Consider the following 13,911-nt stretch of genomic DNA (forward strand, 5'->3'; position numbering starts at 1 on the left):
ATAAGTTCTGCATAAATAGTTATTAGTCAGCGGCATGGACTGGCGTTAAGGTGAAGCTGACGGTCACATGCCGTCACGGACTTTCCCGTCGTTTTGCCGTTATGGTCGATGCCGGGCTGATTGTGTATCAGCCCGGTTTTTTTACGCCATCACCCAGCTGGTAAGCGTCCGCTCGTGCAGCGTGACGTGGCCGCTAAATAGTCTGCCGACGGCAAAGTCCGGCGACAGTGCGCGGTTCAGCCGCAGCGTGACGCTGGCCATCTCAGCTTCGCAGGCGACGATCTCCGCTTCTTTAAAATCCATAAACTGGCGGAAGAGGGGAAACAGCGCTTTATACAGGCTCTCTTTCAGGGAAAAAGCGGCGGTAAGCGCGGTGGCGAAAGGCAGGCCGCTTCTCTGCAGCACAGCATATTCTCGCTTATTGATAATCATCTCCTGCATCTCCGCCGCGGCGGCAGGCAGCATAATTTCTTCGCAATCCACGCCCGGTTGTTTTCCGGCTGACGCTGTTGTCAGCATCAGGCTGACGCGGGTTCGGGTATGCGACAGCGAGCCGGCAACGCCTGGCGGCCAAATCGGCGCGCGGTCGGCATCGTTCGTCAGCAGAAAGTCGCTGAAGCCAAAGAGGCTTAACGTCTCGCGTACGCAGACACGGCTGGCAAGGTATTCCGCGCGTCGTTTCGCCACGGCTTTAGCCAAATGGGTGGGAAAAGGCAGGAGATAGCGTGCAAACAGCTGGTCGCTGTAGCGGACAGGATCGTAGCTGGCCTCTGTCAGCAGGACATCGGGATGTCCTGCCGGAGAGAGACGGCTGACCGCGGTAATAAAGTCATCGGCGAGCGCGGGAAGGTTCGCTAATTGCGCCAGGCCACCTGGCGTCAGGCTGTTTATCTGTTCAACACGCATCTTTTTTCTGTTTAATCGCTAAAGAAGAGATTTAAACAGGTTCGCGAATTGATAGCAAAAGCGCGGCTTACTCGTTAGGAGGAATAATCAGGCCTTTCAGCGAAATCACAAAGTGCTCATGGCCACGGGAAATTTTCGCGCCGCGATCGCACCAGTGACTTGCAAAACGGAAAAAGTCATCGCTGTCAATGTCATAAGCCAGTTCAACTTTGCTGATACCTGACTGCAGCATTTCCTCAGCGTCCCTGTAGTTCTTTGCCTTAATCGTTGCCATTGGATTACCTGTAGTGATTTTACTGCCTCGAAAAGTGTAAAGAGAGCCTATGTCAGTAATGTGACAGATTTGTTGCAATGCGGCGCTTTGAGAATTTCGCCAGTCTCCGGCAAGCCAGCCAAAATTGATAAGATATAAAATATTATCTTTCTTTATCAATGTCTTGCATTTTTTTGTGGCTTTTTTTATTACCTGAGAGCGGTCTTGCGTCGGACTCTAAATTTGGTTGCAGGCTGGTAAGAGGGCCGACCAGACTGACAATGAAGGTGACAAGGCATCATATCAGGCAGATTTTGCGCGGCAGGACGGAGATAAAGCGAAAAATTGGCTAACCATTAATGTGTGTAAATAAAGCAATAACGGTATCGAAGAGATATTTTCGTAACGGAGTTATATTATAAATAGTAGTATAATTACGGGATTTATTTTTAAGCTGCGAAGTGTGGATATTGTGAACATTACTGGTATTTCGGATGTTTCTGTATTCAGACAAACAGGGAAAAAGTTAAAGAAATAGTTGTGTAACCTTTTGAATATAAAAAAGTATTATTGATTTAGTTTCTGGTGTTATTATCATTTTTGATTATTATTAAATAATCCAGGAGTTATCCTGGATATGAATATTATTTATGAGTGTTATGTTCCCGCTATTGCTAATAAGTGCTATCAGAGGTAGCCATGAATGCGCGTATAAAACACCTGGACGGGATGCGGGGTCTGGCAATATTGCTGGTAATTGGTTTTCATGCCTGGGCAAGGTGGCCTGAATACCTTGACTATGTCTCATTAACCAAAGATTTTCCGGTGTTCGCCTGGGGTTATCTTGGCGTTCCGCTCTTCTTTATGATTTCCGGTTTCGTTATTTTTATGACGCTGGATAAATCTAAAAGCTTCACTGAATTTATGATGAAGCGTTGGCTCAGGCTTTTTCCGGCGATGCTCATTGTGACGCTACTTATCTTCGCCACGGCCGGTTTTTTCAGCGAAAGGCCGCTTGGCGTTCCTCATCCGGCCAGCGCCATACCTGGCCTGACCTTTATCAGCCCGGAAATTTTATATTACCTGACAGGCATCACTTTTAACCCGCTGGAAGGATCTTTCTGGTCGCTCTATGTCGAAGCCGCTTTCTATATTTTTATCGGCACCATCTACTTCACGCTAGGTCGAAAATATTGTCTGCCTGCACTGATATTGCCAATGTTGCTAACCGCGGGCGCTTCCGCTTTTAAAATGATCGGTTATCCGGCTATTGCGGATTTTGTCGCTAAATTCGGCTTTATCCACTATTCGTGGTTTATGATCGGCTGCCTGATGTATGAACGTTTGCACCAGCGCGACGTTAAGTATCACTATCTGCTGGTTTTACTGGCGGTAATGATTAATTTTAGCTATTACGTCAAAAATAATGGCTATATGATTATCGCTCCGCTGCTGCTGATGCTAGCGCTGTTTATCGTCAGTTTTTACAGCCGTACCGTTGAACGTCTGCTCTCAGGCAAGCTGCTGACGCTAACCGGCTTTATCAGTTACACCATTTATCTGCTGCATGAAAACATTCTGATCGCTACATTAAGGAAACTGGATCGCTATATCGCCAGCGACTACGTGATGGCTTTGATGCCGCTGGTCGTAGCGGTTGGACTCTATTTCGTTGCGTGGCTGATTACGAAATATGTCGAGCCACAGGTAAGAGAAAAACTGAAGCAGCTCCTTTCGTTTCGCACTAAAACAAAAGAGCTGCGTGGCTGATAAAAAATAACCCGGAATAATCCGGGTTATTTCGTAAGGCGACGAAGATTATTTCACTTCGGTAATTACGCTGCCTTCGCTGGCCACCGGCTTCTCTTTCACCTTACGGAAAATCACTATGGCCAGCGCCAGTGCCGCTACCGCAGGGATTGCGCCGATATAGCCAACCGACGACATGGAAAGATCCAGGCTGACTTTATTGCCCAGCAGCGCGCCTGCGCCGATGCCAATATTAAAGATACCGGAGAACATCGCCATAGCCACATCGGTAGCGTCCGGCGCCAGCGTCAGCACCTTCATCTGCATTCCCATACCGATCATCATAAACGCCATGCCCCAGAACAGGCCCAGCGCAATCAGTCCGGCTTTGCTCGCCGCAACCGTGGCCAGCAGCAGCAGACAGATTGAAAGCAGCCCAATAGAGCCGGTCAGCAGCGGCGTCAGGCGTTTCTCGCCGCTTTTGCCAAAAATGATGCTGCCGGTAATCCCTGCAATACCAAAAACCAGCAGCAGCAGGGTAGCGAAGCTCTGATCGAAACCGGCCACTTTCTCGACGAACGGCTCAATATAGGTGAACGCGGTAAAGTGCGCGGTCACTACGGCGACGGCCAGCACATAAAGCCCTACCAGCGCAGGGCGGCGCAGCAGATCCGGCAGGCTTTTCAGCGAGCCGGTATGCTCTGACGGTACGCGCGGCATAATTTTCAGGATCAGACCCAGCAGCACAAACGCGCCCGCGCCGATAGCCAGGAAAGTACTGCGCCAGCCGAAGGCCTGACCGATAATTCTGCCCAGCGGCAGACCAAGCACGGAAGCCAGTGCGGTAGCCGTCGCAATCAGGCTGAGCGCCTGCGCTCGTTTGCCCGGCGGCGCCAGTCTGACCGCCAGCGAAGCGGTAATCGACCAGAACAGCGCGTGCGCCAGCGCCACGCCCGCGCGGCTCAGCAGCAGCACGTCGAAGCTCCAGGCGAAAAAGGCCAGCACGTGACTGAAGGTAAACAGGCCGAATATGGCAATCAGCAGCAGACGGCGATCCGTATTGCTGGTCATCAGCATCAGCGGCAGCGACATCAGCGCCACAATCCAGGCATAGATAGTCAACATAATGCCCGCCTGCGCCGACGCCATACCGAAGCTGTTGCCGATATCGGAAAGCAGGCCGACAGGCATATATTCCGTGGTGTTAAAAATAAACGCAGCTACAGCCAGAGCCAGCACGCGTGACCAGGCAACTTTGCGTGAAACGGTGGTGATGTCAGACATAGGCTTCAGCTCCGCAAAAATCTCAAAACGCGTCATTCTAGAGCCGGCTGGCTGAAATTCAATCCGAAAGTGATCGCCATCACACTTTTTACATAGTTTGAAGGTATAGAAAAGGCTAAATCGCTTTACTTTCAGCGTGTTGAATCGAGTCCGCTTTTTGGCATTATCTGCTATGTTTGCGTTTGTAACCCTACACTCTGATCCTCATATTTTTTAACATCGAGGTGAAGAGGAAGGTAGCGCCCGAAACGTCCGCAGCGCAAAAGAAAAGTCTGCATCATGCGTACTGTATTAGTCCATTATGTATTGGCTCAATTCATAGAGGGAAAAAGCGAAATGGTTTAAAGCATATCGCTGGCACTTTACTCATTGAGTATGCGGGTTCTTGTGGGAAGTCTGTCAGTCATCATTACTGACAGAATAAATAGGGAACCTGGGTATTTTCCAGCGCGATAAACGGCACGGGGACGGCTTCTGGTTTGGTCAGAGGGTTCTGGGCTGGAGTTAAACGCGACGCCGCTGTCTGTCAGGCTTATCTCAACGCGCTGGACGTTATACAAAGCGGGTCGGATTCTGATAATGATTTTAGATTAGAATAAAAAAACCGGCGCGAGGCCGGTCTGTTTAATCAGGCAACTTTCTTACCGGATTTTTTGCGTTGTTTTTTCATTTCTTCCGAGTGTACTTCCTGCAAAATCCTTTTTTTCTCGCAATCAGTAAAGCGAGTCAATACCTGGCGGATTAGCGGCTGATAACCCAGCCCTGCCAGCTCTGCTATCATCTTCAAATCTTCAATTAAAGATTTGTTCAGGCGTATAGAAATCGGCTGAAGCTCGAGAGCTTCATTGATTTTGCTTTCAAATTCAGCATCATCAGAAAGCGCGGAAATCTCTGCGTGAGCCTCACTACGCCCAAGCTCACCGTTTTCCCATGCTTCATCTGATGCAGAGACTACCTGTGATTTATTTTTTGGCTTGTTAACGTTTATTTTGCTCATGGTTTAACCTTTTTCGTATCCATATTTATTGTAGATGCGCAATTCGTCATCGTTGGGGACATACGCAGTCCTGATTGCGATCCCCATGTTTTCGCGATAAACAAACACAATCTTTAATTTTTTACCGTAATCGGTTTCTGCAATAAACCATTGTGTAGGCGGATCGGACTTATGATCCTCGCGCGAATCTTCTAAAAAATTACCGTCCCGATTTGAGAAACATTCTACGATTTCACTTTCGGTAACGGGGGGTATTTTGGTCGCCAGTTTGAGGCGGATTTTATGCGAAAACAAAAGCTTCATGCTCGTTCATCCCCATCCTGGGTGTCTTTTGTATATACATAATAGTTTGATAAAGCGGCAACTTCAACAGAAAAAAAGCAAACAAAAGCAATTGCTTAGTAATCTATGAGGATAAGCTTATGACGGGTAACGTTAAAATAATTTAATCATGTATATACAAGTATATGGGTAGGTTAACTACATTGCTGGAGAAAGAACCAGTGCAAAACGCCATATGATGCCTGTCCCTGTGGCAATGAGTTTCATCGGCGTTTAAGATCGACAACGAAAAGTCAGGTATCCGGAAGGGGACTGCTATTGCTGATTTTATGATGATGACTCCGGTCAATTTGGAAATCACCGCCATCTGGTTCTAAGTACAGGACTGGAACTACCGATCATCATGAAACCCGGTGCGCCAGAGCGCTCCTGTGCGCCTCACCATTTTGGAAAAGCTGTATTATGTGATTGGCGAGCTAAATCTTTGCGTCAGATGGCACTGAGGGTCGGGGCAGTGTTAAAAATAAATGTTTAGCTGTCAATCACCGAGCTTTCACCGCTTAATGTTTAAGCAAACAAAAAAAGCAGCCGTAAAAGGCTGCTTTATAAGGGATTTTTGGTCGGCACGAGAGGATTTGAACCTCCGACCCCCGACACCCCATGACGGTGCGCTACCAGGCTGCGCTACGTGCCGACGCGTGAGCTAATACTACGCAAATCCGCTACGATTGCAAGCAGCTAACACGTTGACTGCTATGAAAATAACCAACGACGCGGCCTGCGTTAAGCGCTGCAAGGCGGAAATTCCGCCCTGTCTAGTTAGCGATAAACCTTTTCTCTTCTGTCAGCACCTGTAGCAGCAGCGTCAGCTGCGGCTTATGATCCTTCAGTCGCTGACCGCGGCTGTCCCAGGCCGTGTAGCTGCCGTTGCTGTTCAGCTCCAGCGTCAGATTCGGCGTGGTCACGACCAGCTGCCCGTTATTGATGCTGGTGATCCAGTTCTGGCTGCGCCGCACGGCGAACAGATCTTCACCCTGTGAATAATCAGACGCGGCCGTACGGACGTGCAGCAGGCGCTGCATCAGCGTCGTCATAATATCCTGATGGCTGGTCAGCTTATCGATCTGCTGCGCTGGCGTATTCGGCCAGTGAATCACCAGCGGCACCTGCAGATTAGCGCGATTACCCATGCTGCTGTCGTCATTGAGCGCCACGCCATGCTGCGCGGTGATCACCACCACCGTATTATCCAGCAAGCCTTTCTCCTGCAGCGTGGTCAGCACGTTCTGGATCTGCGCGTCCACGTCGGCAGCGCTGCGCGCGTAGCGCCGCATAGTTTCTTTCGGTGTGTTGCCGGCTTTGCCGGTTGACAGGGAAACATACGAGAACCACGGCGCGCTTTTGGCCTTTTGCGTCTCCAGCCAGCGTTGCCACTGCGCCACGGTCTGCGCGTCGGACTGGCTTTCCCTGTTCGGCAGCGAATAGTCCGTCAACAGCGCCTGACGATAGAGCGGGGAAGCGAAGCCGTCGCTGGCGAACAGGCCGAACTGGTAACCCTGTTTCGCCAGCGCGTCGGTCAACGCCGAAGGAATGCGTGAAGAAAGCACGCCATCCATATAGCCTGCCGAAATACCGTAGAAGAGGCCAAACAGGCCGCTATCGGCCTGGCTACCCGCGCTGAAGTGCTGCGTAAAGCGCACGTTTTCGCTGGCAAACTGCGCCAGGTGCGGCAGCGATTTCGCCATGGTGGCTTCGTTCAGGCCATCGACGGTAAGGATCAACAGGTTGCTGCGAGCGCCGCCGTCACGGAAAGTGATATCGTTCAGCGGATAGGCGACCGACAGCGCTTCCGGATTGCCCTGCTGCACCAGCCTGCGCTGATACTCCTGCGCATCCAGCAGGCCGTGGCGCTCCAGAAAACGTCTGGCCGTCATCGGATAGGAGAGCGGCAGGTTAGAACGCTGCATGGTGATGGGGCGATAGAAATTGGCGTCGGCCCAAATATACATCAGGTGGCTGGTAAAAAAGGCGAAGATAAAGAGTATCGCCAGCGGCTTGCCAAAGCTGCGGCGGTTCAGGCTGCGCAGCTTTTGCCAGCTCCAGGTGGCGAACAGCATCTCTACCAGGAAAATAGCGGGCACGCTGATAAACATCAGCTGCCAGTCACGCGCCATCTCGCTCTGATCGGGGTTGACCACCAGCTCCCAGACCACGGGATTAAGATGCAGATGGAAGCGCGAGAACACCGCGCTGTCGATCAGCAGCAGCGTCAGTCCGGCCGTTGCGATAATAGCGGACAGAAAGCGCAGCAGCCGCTGCGACATCACCACAAAGGTCAGCGGAAAAACGATCAGCAGATAGGCGGCGAAAACAATAAAGCTGAAATGGCCTGTCCAGCTGGCGAAAGCGTAAACGCGCCCAACCAGCGAGGCAGGCCAGTCGGCAACAAACAGATAGCGACTACCCAGGATAAGGGCGAAGATAATATTAAACAGGGCGAACCAGTGCCCCCAGCCAATCATCTGGGAGACTTTATCACGGTAGCGCGGCTGACTTGTTACCATAGCGGGATCACATCAATGGGCTTTATCTTCACGTACCGAAGCCTGCAGCGCCTCGGCAAATGAACGCGCGAGCGCGCGACGCTGCTCCGGCGCAACGCTGGTGTTCAGCAGATTAGTTACCATATTGCCCAGCACCATCAGAGAGAGATCGGTGGGCGCTTTGTCTTTTTCAAGCACGTTGACCATTTCGGCGAGGAGTTTTTCCACGCGGTCGTCGCTGTAACGGGATGATTGTGGCATAGCGTCAAATTTATCGAGTATTAAAAGGCGGCATCTTACCGTAAAAGCGCAATTTTTTCTGCAATTTTATCGTCAGATAAGGGTTAATGTTGTTGCCTGTTGATCCCGGCCACGCTCGGTGATTGAATACGCGCTTAAGTTTAAAGGAGAGTTTACATGAGTCTGGATATCGAGCAGATTGCCCTTCATCAGCTGGTTAAGCGTGACGAGCAGACGCTGGAGCTGGTGCTGCGTGAGTCGCTGCTGCCGGCCAATGGCCCGGTCACGGCGATGATGGAGGAGCTGCATCGCGTCTACAGCGCCAAAAGCAAAGCCTACGGCTTGTTCAACGAAGAGAGCGAGCTGGCCGACGCGCTGCGCAACTGCCGTAAAGGCCAGGACGACTTTCTGGCCTTCAGCCGGGCAGCCACCGGACGCCTGCGCGACGAGCTGGCCAAATATCCCTTTGCCGACGGCGGCGTCGTACTGTTCGCCCACTATCGCTATCTGGCGGTGGAATACCTGCTGGTTGCGGTGTTAAACAGCCAGAACAGTATGCGCGTCAATGAAGAACTGGATATCAGCACCACGCACTATCTGGATATCAATCATGCGGATATCGTGGCGCGCATCGACCTGACCGAATGGGAAACCAATCCGGAGTCGACCCGCTATCTGACCTTCCTGCGCGGTCGGGTAGGGCGCAAGGTGGCAGACTTCTTTATGGATTTCCTGGGCGCCAGCGTCGGGCTGGACACCAAAGCGCAGAATCGCGGCCTGCTGCAGGCGGTGGATGACTACTGCGCCGAGGCGGCGCTGGATAAAAACGAGCGGCAGAACTATCGTCAGCAGGTCTACAGCTACTGCAACGAGCAGCTGCAGTCGGGCGAGGAGATCGAGCTGGAGGGGCTGTCGAAAGAGCTGGCGCCGCTGGGCGAGAAAACCTTTCAGGACTTTACCCAGGAGCAGGGCTACGAGCTGGAAGAGAGCTTCCCGGCAGATCGCAGCACGCTGCGCCAGCTGACCAAATTCGCCGGCAGCGGCGGCGGACTGACCATCAACTTCGACGCCATGCTGCTGGGCGAGAGAATTTTCTGGGACCCGGCTACCGATACCCTGACCATCAAAGGCACACCGCCTAACCTGCGCGACCAGCTGCAGCGCCGCAGCGGCGGTAAATAGCCAAAAACGCCCATAAAAAAACGCCGCATTAAGCGGCGTTCTTTTCACAGCGGTTTCGTCAGCGATTAAGCGCGAACGAAGTCGATGTGGTGCAGTTTTGGCTTGAACGGGTGACGCTGAACAGCCTGCACTTTTACTTTGATTTCTTTGCCATCGACAACCAGGGTCAGCACGTCGGTGTAGAAACCAGGTTTAGCCTGGGTGTTCATCACGCTGTCGTGGTCCAGTTCGATAGCTACAGCTGGCTCGTTACCGCCATAAATGATGGCCGGGAACTTGTTAGCTGTACGCAGGCGGCGGCTCGCACCCTTGCCCTGCTCTTTACGTTCTACTGCATTGATAGTGAACATTGTTCAGTCTCTTTCTAAGTAATTATCCTGCTACAGGCGACCCAGCAGCAGGTTGGAGTGTTCAGCTTTTGCATTGGCAAAAGCGGGGCGCATTGTAGCAGGCCAGGCCCGCGCGGGCAACGCATTAAACGCCGCCTGGCTTAGCGAAGCTCGTTGGCGCGCCGGAAACGGCCCTGATAATCGAATACTTTTTCACGAATCTGCCAGAAATGGCGCTGTTTGCGCGCCACCACAAAATCGGGATGGCGCAGCAGCGGCTGCATCGCCACGATATCCGCCGCGTTTTCCCAGCCGAGCGGCACGCCGGGCGCGCGCTGGTGCGGACGCATAAAAAGCTGCTCGAAGGCTTTACGCTGCGCGGGCGTGTGGAGACGAAAACGTTCGCTTACTTCCGTCGCCTCTTCGTCAAAATAGCGCGCCTTCAGCCACTCGCCTTTTTCATCTTTGCCGTTTTCCAGCACCATAGCGGCGCAGCGCAGCACCAGCGCGTCTTTCAGTTTCAGCGCCGCCTTGAGCATATCGTCGGGATCGACCAGCACCGCGTCGCACTGATGACAGCGACGGGCGGCGATATCGTTTTCGGCGTTGCAGTGCGGGCAGCTTTTAAAGCGAAAGCGGAAATCGCACTGCTCGCGCTCGCCGTCGTCATCTTCCAGCACGCCCTGACAGCGGCGGCCAAAGTGCTCAATAATGGTGCCGTCGGCGGTGGTTTTACCCCAGAAGGTGTTGGCGAAGCCGCAGGCCGGACAGAATACCTGCACCGGTTTATTGTCGCTTTTCCCTTTCGGCGCGCCCACTTCCGGCGTAAAGATATCGTGCGGATTGCCTGCGTAATCCAGAATCAGGCAGTCGGTTTTGCCAGGGCAGAGCCGTAGCCCGCGCCCGACAATTTGCTGATAAAGGCTGACGGATTCGGTAGGGCGCAGAATAGCGATCAGATCGACATGCGGCGCGTCAAAGCCGGTAGTCAACACCGCGACGTTAACCATATAGCGGATCTCACGCGCCTTGAAAGCAGCAATCAGCGCGTCGCGCTCGGCGCCCGGCGTATTGGCGCTAATCAGCGCTTTGCTGCCCGGTAGCAGGCCCAGCACCTCTTTGGCGTGCTCGACCGTGGCGGCGAAAATCATCACGCCCTGACGATCCTGGGCGAACTCGACAATCTGCTGAATAATATGCGGCGTAATACGCTGCTGCTGTTTCAGCTCCAGGTTGAGATCCGCCTCGCTGAACAGGCCGTTTTCTCTCGCCGTCAGGCGGCTGAAATCGTACTGCACCACCGGCATATCCAGCCTTTCCGGCGGCACCAGAAAGCCGTTTTTAATCATATAGCGCAGCGGCAGCTCGTAGATGCAGTCGCGAAACAGCGCCCGCTCGTCGCCGCGCACCATGCCGTGGTAGTGGAACTGATAGATCCAGCCTTTGCCCAGCCGATAGGGCGTGGCGGTCAGACCCAGCAGCCGCAGCTGCGGGTTGCGCTGGCGCAGATGGTTGAGGATCTGCTGATACTGGCTATCTTCGGCGTCGCCAATGCGGTGACATTCATCGACGATCAGCAGTGAAAACTCGCTGTCGAACTGCGCCAGGTTGCGCGCCACCGACTGTACGCTGCCGAACACGACCTTGCTGCGGCTCTCTTTTCTTTGCAGGCCGGCGGCGAAAATATCCGCTTCCAGCCCGTAAGCCCGGTATTTGCTGTGGTTCTGCGCCACCAGCTCCTTGACGTGCGCCAGCACCAGCACGCGGCCGCGCGCCACTCTCGCCAGCTCGGCGATCACCAGACTTTTGCCCGCGCCGGTCGGCAGGACAATCACGGCGGGCTGATGGGAACGACGGAAGTAGCTGAGCGTGGCGTCAACCGCTTCCTGCTGATAGGGGCGCAGGGTAAACATAATGAAATCCGCGAGCAAAGCCGCATTATGCCATGAAAGCACGATCCGTGCGCGTGCGCCTCTGTGCCTGAGCCGCAACACCCGATATACTTCCGGCGTTACTCTTTTCTGACGTTCCCGGCGGGAACGGCGAATTCATTCATTGAAACAGGCAGTGCAGATTTAATGCGACTCGATAAATTTTTATCTCAGCAACTGGAAGTCAGCCGGGCGATCGCCGCTCGCGAGCTGCGCGCGCGCAAAGTGACGGTTGATGGGGAAGTAGTGCGCGACGGCGCTTTTAAACTCAGCCCGGAAAGCGAAGTGGCGTATGACGGCAATTTGCTGCAGCTGCAGCTCGGCCCGCGCTATTTTATGCTGAACAAGCCGCAGGGCTATGTCTGCTCCACCGACGATCCGGATCACCCAACCGTGCTCTATTTCCTGGAAGAGCCGACCGCTTATAAGCTACACGCGGCCGGACGGCTGGATATCGACACCACGGGCCTGGTGCTGATGACCGATGACGGCCAGTGGTCGCACCGCATTACCTCGCCGCGCCACCACTGCGAGAAAACCTATCTGGTGACGCTGGAAAATCCGGTAGCGGACGACACGGCGGAACAGTTCGCCGCAGGCGTGCAGCTGCATAACGAAAAAGATCTCACCAAACCGGCAAGCCTGGAAATCCTCAGCGAAAATCAGGTGCGGCTGACCATCAGCGAGGGGCGCTATCATCAGGTGAAACGGATGTTCGCTGCGGTGGGCAACCACGTGGTGGCGCTGCATCGCGAGCGCATCGGCGAAATCGTGCTGGATGAAGATCTGGAGCCGGGCGAATATCGTCCGCTGACGCCGGAAGAGATCGCCAGCGTGGGTTTGCCCGCGGAATTAAAATAAGGAAACAGGGATGCGTAAGGAAAAGAACTCTTCGGCCGGACTGGTGGTGATCCTCGGCCTGCTGGCGATGCTGATGCCATTGTCGATCGATATGTATCTGCCTGCGCTCCCGCAAATCGCCCGCGAGTTCGGCGTGTCGGCAGGCAGCGTGCAGATGACGCTGAACCTCTATATCCTCGGCTTCGCGCTGGGGCAGCTCATCTACGGCCCGCTGGCGGACAGCTTTGGCCGCAAGCCGGTAATCGCCGTGGGCACGCTGATTTTTGCCGTAGCGGCAGCGGCCTGCGCGCTGGCGCAAACCATTGACCAGCTGATCTTTATGCGCCTGCTGCACGGCCTGTCGGCGGCGGCGGGCAGCGTGGTGATCAGCGCCCTGATGCGCGACAGCTACTCGAAAGAGGAGTTCTCGCGCATGATGTCCTTTGTCATGCTGGTCACCACCATCGCGCCGCTGCTGGCGCCGATCCTGGGCGGCTGGATGCTGCTGCTGTGGAACTGGCACGCCATCTTCTGGACTATCTCTCTGGCCGCGGTGGTGACCACGCTGCTGGTCGTGACGCAGATTAAAGAGACGCTGCCGCGCGACAGGCGACAGAAGTTCAATATGCGCACCACGCTGCGCAATTTTCTGTCGCTGTTTCGTCACAAACGCGTGTTCAGCTACATGCTGGCCAGCGGTTTCTCCTTCGCCGGCATGTTCTCTTTTCTTAACGCCGGGCCTTTCGTCTATATCGAACTCAACCATATTTCGCCGCAGGATTTTGGCTACTACTTTGCGCTGAACGTGGTTTTCCTGTTTTTGATGACGCTGCTGAACAGCCGCTGCGTGCGCCGCTTCGGCCCGCTGGCAATGTTTCGTCTGGGGCTGCTGATTCAGTTTACGATGGGCGTCTGGCTGGTTGCGGTCAGCGCGCTGAACCTCGGTTTTCTGCCGCTGGTGTTTGGCGTGGCGATGTTTATCGGCTGCGTGGCAATGGTTTCATCCAACGCGATGGCGGTGATCCTGGAAGAGTTTCCGCATATGGCCGGCACGGCTTCTTCGCTGGCGGGCACGCTGCGCTTCGGCGTGGGCGCGCTGGTCGGCGCGCTGCTCTCAACCATGACCTTTACCAGCGCCTGGCCGATGGTTGGCTCAATCTTTATCTGCGCGACCGTTTCTGTGCTGCTATTTATCTACGCCACGCGTCCGCGCAAGAACGCAACCCGCTGATTTCCTGCATCAAACCAGCACGCGCCCTTCGTCAGTCACCTGCCTCAAACCGGGAAGCGTCGCTTCCCGGCGTTTCCGCCGATACCCGCTATAATGTTGACTTATTGTAAAAATAACTAAGCTTAAATTACTTTTGTGCAACAA

The 13,911-nt window shown here is 53.9% G+C and carries 13 protein-coding genes and 1 tRNA gene; 4 read left to right on the top strand and 10 right to left on the bottom strand.

Translation table 11 applies throughout. The features are described 5' to 3' along the window. Positions 1-141: 141 nt before the first annotated feature. Both MKZ79_RS00765 and MKZ79_RS00770 read right to left on the bottom strand, forming a co-directional pair. Positions 142-906 (bottom strand): 4'-phosphopantetheinyl transferase family protein, encoded by a 765-nt coding sequence (locus MKZ79_RS00765; RefSeq protein WP_336139231.1) that lies wholly within the window; start codon positions 904-906, stop codon positions 142-144. A 67-nt stretch (positions 907-973) separates the two neighbouring features. Continuing rightward, the gene (locus MKZ79_RS00770) at positions 974-1,180 is read right to left on the bottom strand and encodes a hypothetical protein (RefSeq protein ID WP_336141316.1); all 207 of its coding nucleotides are present in this window, start codon (positions 1,178-1,180) and stop codon (positions 974-976) included. Between the two features lie 678 nt (positions 1,181-1,858). Here MKZ79_RS00770 and MKZ79_RS00775 point away from each other — a divergent pair. Further along, entirely contained in the window at positions 1,859-2,929 is a 1,071-nt protein-coding gene (locus MKZ79_RS00775) for an acyltransferase family protein (RefSeq protein ID WP_336139233.1), read from the top strand. Positions 2,930-2,977: 48 nt separating this feature from the next. Here MKZ79_RS00775 and MKZ79_RS00780 read toward each other — a convergent pair whose 3' ends face one another. From MKZ79_RS00780 to MKZ79_RS00805, 6 genes are all read right to left on the bottom strand, one after another. Beyond that, positions 2,978-4,192, bottom strand: a complete 1,215-nt coding sequence (locus MKZ79_RS00780; RefSeq protein ID WP_336139234.1) for a sugar transporter — start codon at positions 4,190-4,192, stop codon at positions 2,978-2,980. Positions 4,193-4,820: 628 nt separating this feature from the next. Beyond that, positions 4,821-5,189: a hypothetical protein gene (locus MKZ79_RS00785; protein WP_336139237.1), complete on the bottom strand. Its 369-nt coding sequence runs from the start codon at positions 5,187-5,189 to the stop codon at positions 4,821-4,823. A gap of 3 nt (positions 5,190-5,192) precedes the next feature. Then, positions 5,193-5,492, bottom strand: a complete 300-nt coding sequence (locus tag MKZ79_RS00790; protein ID WP_336139240.1) for a hypothetical protein — start codon at positions 5,490-5,492, stop codon at positions 5,193-5,195. A gap of 596 nt (positions 5,493-6,088) precedes the next feature. Then, positions 6,089-6,165: transfer RNA gene (locus tag MKZ79_RS00795), tRNA-Pro, on the bottom strand. Positions 6,166-6,286: 121 nt separating this feature from the next. After that, positions 6,287-8,035 carry an LPS biosynthesis-modulating metalloenzyme YejM gene (gene yejM / locus MKZ79_RS00800; protein ID WP_336139244.1) on the bottom strand — a complete coding sequence of 583 codons (1,749 nt, stop codon included), beginning with the start codon at positions 8,033-8,035 and terminating at the stop codon, positions 6,287-6,289. Positions 8,036-8,047: 12 nt separating this feature from the next. Beyond that, positions 8,048-8,275, bottom strand: coding sequence for a YejL family protein (locus MKZ79_RS00805; RefSeq protein ID WP_125288209.1), 228 nt, complete (start codon positions 8,273-8,275; stop codon positions 8,048-8,050). 156 nt (positions 8,276-8,431) lie between these two features. Between MKZ79_RS00805 and yejK the strand changes: the two genes are divergently transcribed. Then, positions 8,432-9,436 (top strand): nucleoid-associated protein YejK, encoded by a 1,005-nt coding sequence (gene yejK / locus MKZ79_RS00810; protein WP_336139247.1) that lies wholly within the window; start codon positions 8,432-8,434, stop codon positions 9,434-9,436. Between the two features lie 65 nt (positions 9,437-9,501). On the opposite strand, the gene rplY is transcribed toward yejK, so the two are convergent. After that, entirely contained in the window at positions 9,502-9,786 is a 285-nt protein-coding gene (rplY, locus tag MKZ79_RS00815) for a 50S ribosomal protein L25 (protein WP_336139249.1), read from the bottom strand. Between the two features lie 140 nt (positions 9,787-9,926). Further along, positions 9,927-11,681, bottom strand: coding sequence for a DEAD/DEAH box helicase (locus MKZ79_RS00820; RefSeq protein ID WP_336141317.1), 1,755 nt, complete (start codon positions 11,679-11,681; stop codon positions 9,927-9,929). 162 nt (positions 11,682-11,843) lie between these two features. Between MKZ79_RS00820 and rsuA the strand changes: the two genes are divergently transcribed. Together rsuA and MKZ79_RS00830 are read left to right on the top strand one after the other, a co-directional pair. Next, positions 11,844-12,557 (top strand): 16S rRNA pseudouridine(516) synthase RsuA, encoded by a 714-nt coding sequence (rsuA, locus tag MKZ79_RS00825; RefSeq protein WP_336139251.1) that lies wholly within the window; start codon positions 11,844-11,846, stop codon positions 12,555-12,557. 10 nt (positions 12,558-12,567) lie between these two features. Continuing rightward, positions 12,568-13,767: a Bcr/CflA family multidrug efflux MFS transporter gene (locus MKZ79_RS00830; RefSeq protein WP_336139253.1), complete on the top strand. Its 1,200-nt coding sequence runs from the start codon at positions 12,568-12,570 to the stop codon at positions 13,765-13,767. The last annotated feature ends 144 nt before the right edge of the window (positions 13,768-13,911 follow it).

This window comes from Erwinia sp. CGal63, from assembly GCF_037026505.1.
Classification (GTDB): Bacteria; Pseudomonadota; Gammaproteobacteria; order Enterobacterales; family Enterobacteriaceae; genus Erwinia.

Excerpts from the sequence above, each read along its gene's own strand:
- MKZ79_RS00765 (WP_336139231.1), bottom strand. The coding sequence starts at position 906 with ATGCGTGTTGAACAGATAAACAGCCTGACGCCAGGTGGCCTGGCGCAA.
- MKZ79_RS00770 (WP_336141316.1), bottom strand. The coding sequence starts at position 1,180 with ATGGCAACGATTAAGGCAAAGAACTACAGGGACGCTGAGGAAATGCTG.
- MKZ79_RS00775 (WP_336139233.1), top strand. The coding sequence starts at position 1,859 with ATGAATGCGCGTATAAAACACCTGGACGGGATGCGGGGTCTGGCAATA.
- MKZ79_RS00780 (WP_336139234.1), bottom strand. The coding sequence starts at position 4,192 with ATGTCTGACATCACCACCGTTTCACGCAAAGTTGCCTGGTCACGCGTG.
- MKZ79_RS00785 (WP_336139237.1), bottom strand. The coding sequence starts at position 5,189 with ATGAGCAAAATAAACGTTAACAAGCCAAAAAATAAATCACAGGTAGTC.
- MKZ79_RS00790 (WP_336139240.1), bottom strand. The coding sequence starts at position 5,492 with ATGAAGCTTTTGTTTTCGCATAAAATCCGCCTCAAACTGGCGACCAAA.
- yejM (WP_336139244.1), bottom strand. The coding sequence starts at position 8,035 with ATGGTAACAAGTCAGCCGCGCTACCGTGATAAAGTCTCCCAGATGATT.
- MKZ79_RS00805 (WP_125288209.1), bottom strand. The coding sequence starts at position 8,275 with ATGCCACAATCATCCCGTTACAGCGACGACCGCGTGGAAAAACTCCTC.
- yejK (WP_336139247.1), top strand. The coding sequence starts at position 8,432 with ATGAGTCTGGATATCGAGCAGATTGCCCTTCATCAGCTGGTTAAGCGT.
- rplY (WP_336139249.1), bottom strand. The coding sequence starts at position 9,786 with ATGTTCACTATCAATGCAGTAGAACGTAAAGAGCAGGGCAAGGGTGCG.
- rsuA (WP_336139251.1), top strand. The coding sequence starts at position 11,844 with ATGCGACTCGATAAATTTTTATCTCAGCAACTGGAAGTCAGCCGGGCG.
- MKZ79_RS00830 (WP_336139253.1), top strand. The coding sequence starts at position 12,568 with ATGCGTAAGGAAAAGAACTCTTCGGCCGGACTGGTGGTGATCCTCGGC.